Annotated in this window: 4 protein-coding genes; 3 read left to right on the forward strand and 1 reads right to left on the reverse strand. The window is 42.9% G+C overall.

The genetic code is table 11. From position 1 onward, the window contains the following. Positions 1–232: 232 nt before the first annotated feature. The 3 genes from KL866_RS15150 to KL866_RS15160 all read left to right on the forward strand — a co-directional run bounded on the left by KL866_RS15150 (position 233) and on the right by KL866_RS15160 (position 6,009). Complete coding sequence (locus KL866_RS15150) at positions 233–1,831, forward strand: sulfatase-like hydrolase/transferase (protein WP_025255710.1); 1,599 nt, start codon at positions 233–235, stop codon at positions 1,829–1,831. Further along, positions 1,812–3,254: a sulfatase-like hydrolase/transferase gene (locus KL866_RS15155; RefSeq protein WP_214995798.1), complete on the forward strand. Its 1,443-nt coding sequence runs from the start codon at positions 1,812–1,814 to the stop codon at positions 3,252–3,254. The genes KL866_RS15150 and KL866_RS15155 overlap by 20 nt, the downstream gene beginning before the upstream one ends. 166 nt (positions 3,255–3,420) lie before the next feature. After that, positions 3,421–6,009 carry an Ig-like domain-containing protein gene (locus KL866_RS15160; protein WP_214995800.1) on the forward strand — a complete coding sequence of 863 codons (2,589 nt, stop codon included), beginning with the start codon at positions 3,421–3,423 and terminating at the stop codon, positions 6,007–6,009. 99 nt (positions 6,010–6,108) lie between these two features. On the opposite strand, the gene KL866_RS15165 is transcribed toward KL866_RS15160, so the two are convergent. Further along, complete coding sequence (locus tag KL866_RS15165) at positions 6,109–8,088, reverse strand: glycoside hydrolase family 127 protein (RefSeq protein WP_214995801.1); 1,980 nt, start codon at positions 8,086–8,088, stop codon at positions 6,109–6,111. Between the last annotated feature and the right edge of the window lie 450 nt (positions 8,089–8,538).

Raw genomic sequence — 8,538 nt, forward strand, 5'->3', positions numbered from 1 at the left:
ATAATATGTTTAAATAAATATTACATTTGTCCTGTGCTTCTATCTGATGTCTGCATAGCAGGGATAAAACATCTGAAGTCGCAACATTGATGTAGTGCAAACTAAGATCGTCGTCTTTGTAGTGATAAATGTGCACAGGGATGCAATACAGCAAATCGCACTTTCCAAAGGTTTTCAAACGGACATTGGGAAAATACTTTTAATTGATATCAGCGTTATAAAGGTGAATTAGGTGCCACTATCAAAACTTTTCAAAAAGCCGGTGTGCACGCTGTTAAGCGGCATACTTGCGGTCAGCGTAAGTCAAAGCACAATAGGCGCTACGTCTTCAATGGAATCATTACCTTTTAACGAGGTAACGGGAAATAAGGCAGGTAAGCCTGCAAACGTACTTGTCTTAATGTTTGACGATATGCGCTTTGATACGTTTTCGTACAGAGGGGGCCCGGTGAATACCCCTAATATTGACGCTCTTGCTGCTGAAAGTACCCGATTTGATAATGCAATGTCGACTACTGGACTTTGTTCACCCTCCCGCGCTGCGTTTTATACAGGAAAATGGGGACACAAAACGGGTCTTGATGACAACGTAGAACTTTATCATACCCGTTTGGCTGAATTAGATTTAAGCGAAGGAGGGCTTATAAAAAAAGCCTCTGAAGCAGGGTATTTAGTCGGGCACGTAGGAAAGTGGCACCTAGGTGCTAGAGGAACAGAGCTTCGCGGGGCTGAAATAGATTTGGCGCATGGTCATGAACCAAGGGAGCGTTTTACTCGAGTTTTCACGCCTACGGGCAAGGTCAAGCAGGTTAAAGGCTACAACGAAGGTAGGCTCGACGCAAATAATGAAAAACATGAGTATTACAAAACCCTACCTGGAACTTATGAAGATACTGAAGCCTATAAGAAGGTGATAGCAGGCAAACAAATGCTTTCACAAATGGCAAATGATGATCGTCCGTTTTTTGGTGTTATCAGTTTTAATCAGCCTCACCCTGCTTATCGGGTTCCAGAGCCCTATGCCAGTATGTTTGACCCAGCAGAGCTAGAGCTTCCAAGTAACCATCTGGCTAAACGCATTAACAAGCCGATGGCGCAAGGCGGCATCTGGTGGCCTTGGCACGATGTAGGTCACATGAGCGACATGGACTGGCGAAAGGCTCGGGCTCACTATTATGGCGCCATAGCGATGGTAGACCGCATTATCGGTGAGTTAATTCAGCAAGCCAAAGATGAAGGCATTTACGATAACTTACACATTGTATTGTTCGGCGATCAAGGTTCTATGCTTGGTGAACATACGCTTTATGACAAAGGGCCTTATGCCTATGACGAGCTTATGCGCATGCCGCTTATTATCAAGGACCCGGACATAGCGCCTAGGGTAGTTAACCGTCAAGTATCGCTTATTGATGTAACGCCCACGCTCACAGAAATGATGCATTTAGAGGCTGAGGCCGAGTATGACGGCCATAGCTTAATTCCGCTCATGTCAGAAGGTGATAAAGCGGAAGAAGGGCAGCTTGATAAAGCTCTGTATGCCTATGAATGGTACAACGGTTCATGGTTCGGTATTCGTGCTATTCGCACACCTGAATACAAGTTTGTATGGAACCCAGGTGAAGATCTGGATGAACTTTACGACCTTCAGAAAGATCCTGGCGAGGTGAGCAACCTAATTGATGATAAGCACTACGCTAGCGTACGCACCGACATGCTAGAACTATTGATGTCAGAACTAAAGCGCACTAAAGACCCAGCCTTAACAAAACTAAAATATCACGCTAAACATTATTCACAGGACGCTAAACATGAAAAAACAAGCCATTAAGCTTTTAGCCGCCCTTAGCTTTTTATCGGCAGTGCCAGCTGTGGCGACGGAAGCAGAAAGGCCAAATATTTTGGTAATTATTACCGACGACCAAGGTTACGCTGACGTTGGCTATCACGGTTTCGACAATGACGTTAAAACGCCTAATTTGGATACTTTGGCTAACGAAGGAGTGCGCTTTAGCTCAGGTTATGTCGCACACCCATTTTGTGGACCAAGCCGAACTGCACTTATGACAGGACGCTACCCTCATAAGATTGGCGCTGATTTTAATCTTCCGGTAGATGGTTCAAGTACAGGGATTGATACTAATGAAATGTTTGTTAGTAAAGCACTGCAGCAGGTGGGTTATCATACCGGCGCTATAGGTAAGTGGCACCTAGGCGAGGAAAAGCCTTATCAACCAAATAGTCGAGGCTTCGACGAGTTTTACGGCTTCCTGGGAGGTGGTCACAGATTCTTTCCTGAGCAATACCGAGCCCAATACGAAAAAGCGAAAGCATCGGGCGTCACACGCTTCAATGATTACATCACGCCGTTAATGCGTAACACCGAAGAAGTGAGAGAAACTGAATATCTTACTGATGCATTCACTCGAGAAGCCGTTGATTTTATCGACAGAGCCGGAAAAAACAAACAGCAACCTTTCTTTTTGTATTTAGCGTACAACGCGCCTCACGCTCCTTTAGAAGCGAAAGAGGAAGACGTCGCTCTGTTTTCACATATTAAAGATAAAAAGCGCCGAACTTACTTGGCAATGGTTTACGCGGTAGATCGCGGAATTGCTAAGGTAGTGGATATGCTTAAAGAGACGGAACAGTATGACAATACACTTATTGTTTTTGCCAGCGATAACGGGGGTAAACGCAAATTGGGTGGGGTAAACCTACCATTACAAGAAGGAAAAGGCAGTGCAAGAGAAGGCGGACATCGTGTTCCAATGTTTTTCCATTGGCCAAATGGTTTAAAAGGCGGCAAGCAGTATGACGCACCGGTTTCGACGTTAGATTACTACCCAACATTTCTGGCGCTTGCGAAGAGCGATGTGCCAAGCGGCAAAGTGCTTGATGGTAAAAACATTCTTCCGCACATTGTAGATAACACAAGTGCACGTGCAGGAGAGAGTTTATTCATTATGCGTCACCGTAAAGGCGCGCATGATGTTTCTATTCGTCGCGATAATTTCAAAGCCGTTCGCACTACTACCACCAATGGTTGGAAGTTATTTAATGTTGCTGATGATATCGGTGAAACTGAAGACTTGAGCAAGCAGTACCCGCAACTCCTAGCCGACATGGTAAAAGACGCAGGCTATTGGGCATGGTCGAACAAACCTCCCCAGTGGTTCCATATTCATAAAGAGGGCGATGAGTGGCGAAGCGAAGATATGCCGCGTTACGGTGAAACCTTTGATTTAGACTAACTTATATATATCCACCCAACGACAAAAGCCGACGCCTAAAAGCGCCGGTTTTTTTATGTATTCATTTTACATTCTGTTTACATTATTTTTATAAAGATGATATGTTTGTATTTATAATATAAATAATGTTGACCCTACATTTTTTTCGAACTATTAGGTAATTTAAATGAAAACTAAGTTATTACTCGCTTCGGTCGCCATTGCGTGTGGGACACAAGTATGCGCAGAAGTAGTGAGACCAACAGGAATGAAGGCTGGAGAAGTGCGTTTTAGGGAACTGGGCGCGCAAACAGACGATTTTGAAAATGGGTTTAATAATAGTAAATGGCAAAATGCGCCCGCGAGTTTAAACGTAGGTGCATGGACATTCGACAGCGATAATGCATATGTCGAAAATGGCCGATTAAAAATTGCGACAACTCAAGAAACACATACCCGGTCATTCCAAGACAGCTGTTGGGATGGTGTTGCAGGAGGGCCATCTCAAACGGTTCAAAGGCAACTGTTTTATAAGTCTGGCGCTGTACGCTCTGCTGTTGAAAGCACTTATGGTTTTTATGAAGCCTCTATCAAAGGTGTAAATATTTTTCCTGGGTTAAGCCCAGCTTTTTGGCTTTACAGTGACGGCCACCCTTTTCCTCGCGTTCAAGGAGAACAATATGTCGATTATAGTGAAATAGATATCGTAGAGTTACAGCAAGCCGATTGGCGAAGCCCAACAGACTTTGATGAAGTTAATGATATGGATCACAACCTTCATGCGCGAGTGGAAGAAAATGGTAAGATTGTGTGGAAACGCCCGAAGCCCAATCCAAAAGCTCAGCTGCTGCACTACGAAGCGCCGTTCGACCCCTCAAAAGATTTTCACACCTACGCGGTTGAAAACCGGCCTGATAAAATCATCTGGTATGTAGATGGTGTAAAAGTAGGTGAGAAAGAAAATAAGTGGTGGCATAGGCCTATGCACCTTATCTTCTCGCAAGGATTGCGTCGACACTTAATCAAATATAATAGTGCCTGTCAGCGAGCAGATCCAAACCCCGACAATGTTATAAAAGAGGGCTTCCCTGAAGATGCGACAATGCAGGTGGAATATGTGAAAACCTGGGAGGTTTTGCCATCTGTTTGGGTAGATGATGCGAATAAATATGCTACCACAAACTATCAGTCTGGCGGCACGCTAGATGTTGTTGTTAACTACCATGGCGGTAGTAATTTTCACGTCGTTTCAGACAAGTACAATGGGATTACTGTTAACTTAGTCGAAAAAAATGCGCAAGGGTTTGTGAAAATTGCCGCATCAGCAAATGATGCTACCGTAGCAAATAACGACAAAAAATATGGAGGTAAGACAACTATCTCTCTTGATTTAGATGGTGTAACACCCACAGCCAAGCTTCCCTCAGGTCATTATTATGCACTGGCTCCGGTATTTAAATCTTCAAATGGCAGCGATGTTTTTTTACAAAGCGCTATCAACAATGTGAGCATTGTGTCGTCTAGCTCGCCAAACATTAGTGTTTCTGGGGTAACGATTTCAGGTAGTAATAATAGAACAATAAACCTTGGTGAATCTGTAAAATTAACAGCTATCATTCAACCCACTAATGCTACCAACAAACAAGTGATGTGGTACTCATCTGACTCATCTATTGTTGACGTTGATAGTAACGGTTTGCTTACCGCTTACTCAGAGGGAACTGTTTCTATCGAGGTGGAAAGTATCGATGGGCGATTTACAGATATGGTGTCTGTAACTGTGATATCCAGCGGAAGCGGTGGTAGCAGTGCTGATAACTTGGTCGTAAACAGCGGTTTTGAACAAGACAATCTAGCCACGTCCTGGCTCAATAGTTGGGGTAATGTTGACATTGTGTCTAACAATGCAAAGTCTGGTGCTAATGCTGGCTATATTGATGGTACAGGGGCATTAGTTCAAATTATTGATGTACAGCCAAATACTACTTACACGTTATCTGGCTATGGTAAGGCTTCATCGCTAACCGAAAAGGTGAGACTGGGCGTAAAAGAATATGGTGGTAATGAAAAAAGTCTTAGATTTAAAAGTCTTGGCTATCAGCAGTTAAGCACTACCTTTACCACTGGCTCCGGTAATAATATCGCAAAGGTATACTTTTGGAATGGTGAAAGTAGTGTTCAGGCTTATGCTGATGATATCGTCGTTTCAATCGCTAACAGCGCTAGTGGTTCTGGCAGTTCTGTAAGTGTAACTGGCGTAAATACTAGTCCTGCCAGAGATGAAATAGCAGTAGGCCAATCTATCGCATTAACGGCAACAGTAAGCCCTGGTGAAGCTAGTGATAAGGGCGTCACTTTCAGTTCAAATGATTCATCTATAGCGGTAGTAGATAATACAGGGTTAGTTACTGGGGTTAGTGAAGGAAGTGTCACAATTACCGCTAAAACGAACGATGGTGGTTACATTGACACTACAGTGATAACTGTTGTTCAGGCAGAAAATGTGTCATGTGATAGTAACTGGGTGAACGTAACCGGAGTGGTATTATCCATAGACAACAATCGTTTGCGTAAAGGCCAGTCAGCTAACTTAAATACGGTTGTGGCACCGACTTGTGCGTCAAATAAGTCAGTGGTTTACACAAGCAGTAATCCCGCTGTAGCAACCGTTGATGCCAGCGGAGTGATCTTTGCGCGAAATAAAGGGGTAGCGGTAATTAACGTGAAAACGAAGAATAAAAGAAAGACGGATAGCTTAACAATAAAAGTGGATTAGTTTTTTGCTAAACCATAAAAAAGCCTGCAACATACATGTCGCAGGCTTTTTATTTTATCAGGCTTTAACTGTTATCAGGGTTTAACTTTTAAATAATATTTACTGCTGCCAAATAACCGGTAAGAATACGCTCATCTCAGCCTCACCACGGTTACTCCACGCAAAGTAAGGCACGAATTGCGTTTGCATGCTTTCGAATTCTGGCTGCGTGACATCGCGATACATACCTTTGCCTTTGTCTTTGCGCAAAAGTACCTCGCCGTCGATGGTTGTGACACCACCTAAGAATGAAGACTGCCTATTTACTGTTAGGTTTGATTTACTTGGTAAATACACATCGGTAATGCTCGCTGATTCAGGTAAATCTGGAGATTCAACGCAGTAAACAATAGGGCCGCGCTTAACAGCTACTTGGTTGCGTACTTCTTCAATGCGCTCATGACCCTCAATTAATTTAATATGCATGGACATATCAAGTTCAATAACATCACCAGCTTTCCATTGTCGAGTTATTGTCGCGAATTCACCTGGAACAAGCACAATATCGAGGGTATCACTGTTAATTTTTAAAGTGTTCTCTTTCGACCATTCGGGAATGCGTAGCATGATATCGAAGGCTTCATCTTTACAGGCATCAATAGTGATTTTTACCAAACCTTCCCACGGATATTCAGTACTTTGAGTCAGCTTAAGTTCTGTGCCGTCGAGCAGTGTAGTATCTAATGTGTTACCACCGTACAGGTTCACTGAGATACCATTGTCTGAGCGGTTGTAGGCCCATAATGAAGACTTTGCAACGGTTCTCACCAAGTTAGGAGGGCAGCAGAAGCAGAACAGATAGGGCTCGCGATCCGGTGACTCGGTATTCATATTTTCGTAGTCGCGCGCATCATTAATCTTACGCAGTGGGTTTGCATAATAATACTTGGTGCCGCAAACGCTAATACCCGACATCATAGAGTTGTGCATAACTAACTCCATAATGTCAGCGTATTTTGACTCGCCGTGAATACCTAACAATCTTTGGCTAAACATGGCATTGCAGATGTTCGCACAGGTTTCGTTGTAAGCGGTTAAGTTAGGCATCATATATTCGTCAATGAAGCCTTCTTCAATCATATCCCTACGCGGAGATGCGCCGTAGTGGGTTTGCCCTACAGCACCGGTGGCGTACATTTTCTTCTGCGTTACGTTTTCCCACAGACGATCCAAGGCATCAATAAGCGCTTTTTCACCTGTTTCTGCATAAACATCAGCTGCACCAGCGTAATAGTAAAGTGCCAATACCGCATGACCCGCAGCTTCGGTCTCTTCGCGAAGTGGTACGCGCTCTTGCACCATATCACCGATAGGATAGCCAATAGTCGTTGAGTCATGCACCATTTCTGACTGGCCGCGATTGTTGATAAATTGTTCTGCGAGTTTAAGGTAATCTTCATTACCTACAGTGCGATACAGTTCAACCAATCCCATAATTTGGGTTTGATTAAAACCAAAACGACGCAACTCAGGTGGGTTGGGGCCGAACTTCGACACCAACAAATTAGCGTTTTTAAGAGCGATATCTAAGAAGTTAGTTTTACCTGTCATTCGATAGTGTATGCATGCCGCAGTGTAAAGATGACCGCAGTTGTACATTTCGTGATACTTGCGGTTCGAGAAATGTGCAATGCCATGTATTTGAATATAAGCATGGAGGTAACCGTCATCTTCTTGTGCTTTAGCAATGATGGCTATGATTTCGTCCATTTCTTGCAGAAGTTTCTGATCGTTATTTAATCCATACATGTAGCAGGCTGCTTCCATCCATTTAAAGAAGTCAGCGTCATGCCAGTACTCACCATCGAACTTTCCATCAAAATCACCCGTTACGATTTTGAAATTATTTAAAGCATGGCCAATTTCACCAGTAAGCAGGCTTCCCATGTATGGAATCATTGATTCTTCACAAAGCTTAGTTTTGTCAGCCCAAAAACCTTCAGTCCATTTGCATTCGCCCATGGATATAGGTTTGAGCTTTACATTGGGGCTTTTAGACGTATCAACTTCTGTCTTATTGCGCGTTAAATTCTCTGGCATGGAAAACCTCACTACCGATAACTAAATTCATTATAAAAATAAGCGGTGTATTCAGCGCTATAAAACATGCGCTTACCAAGCACTATTTATTTTCAGTTCTACTTTTCTATCTCGTATCTGGCTGTCTTCCTAGACGCTTTTTTTCACCCATGTAATTTCTAATTTTAAAAACAGAGAGTTAGAACATGAGATTAGAGGACTAGAGATAATAACTAAAGCGTTATTGACAACACAGCACTTAACTGTGATCAATGTAAACATATGATGTATTGGTTTTCAAGAATTATTAACATATCCGCCGGTACACTTTAAGGCCCAACAAGGCTGATACGGGAGTGATACAAGAAGCTTGATATGCGCCGTGAGCCTAATATTCAAATATTTCTTGTTAAAAACCTGTAAATGTAGTTGAAATGCAAACATCATATGTTTATATTTGTTATATAATGC

It is taken from the genome of Alteromonas sp. ALT199, assembly GCF_018619335.1.
Classification (GTDB): Bacteria; Pseudomonadota; Gammaproteobacteria; order Enterobacterales; family Alteromonadaceae; genus Alteromonas.

Excerpts from the sequence above, each read along its gene's own strand:
- KL866_RS15155 (WP_214995798.1), top strand. The coding sequence starts at position 1,812 with ATGAAAAAACAAGCCATTAAGCTTTTAGCCGCCCTTAGCTTTTTATCG.
- KL866_RS15160 (WP_214995800.1), top strand. The coding sequence starts at position 3,421 with ATGAAAACTAAGTTATTACTCGCTTCGGTCGCCATTGCGTGTGGGACA.
- KL866_RS15165 (WP_214995801.1), bottom strand. The coding sequence starts at position 8,088 with ATGCCAGAGAATTTAACGCGCAATAAGACAGAAGTTGATACGTCTAAA.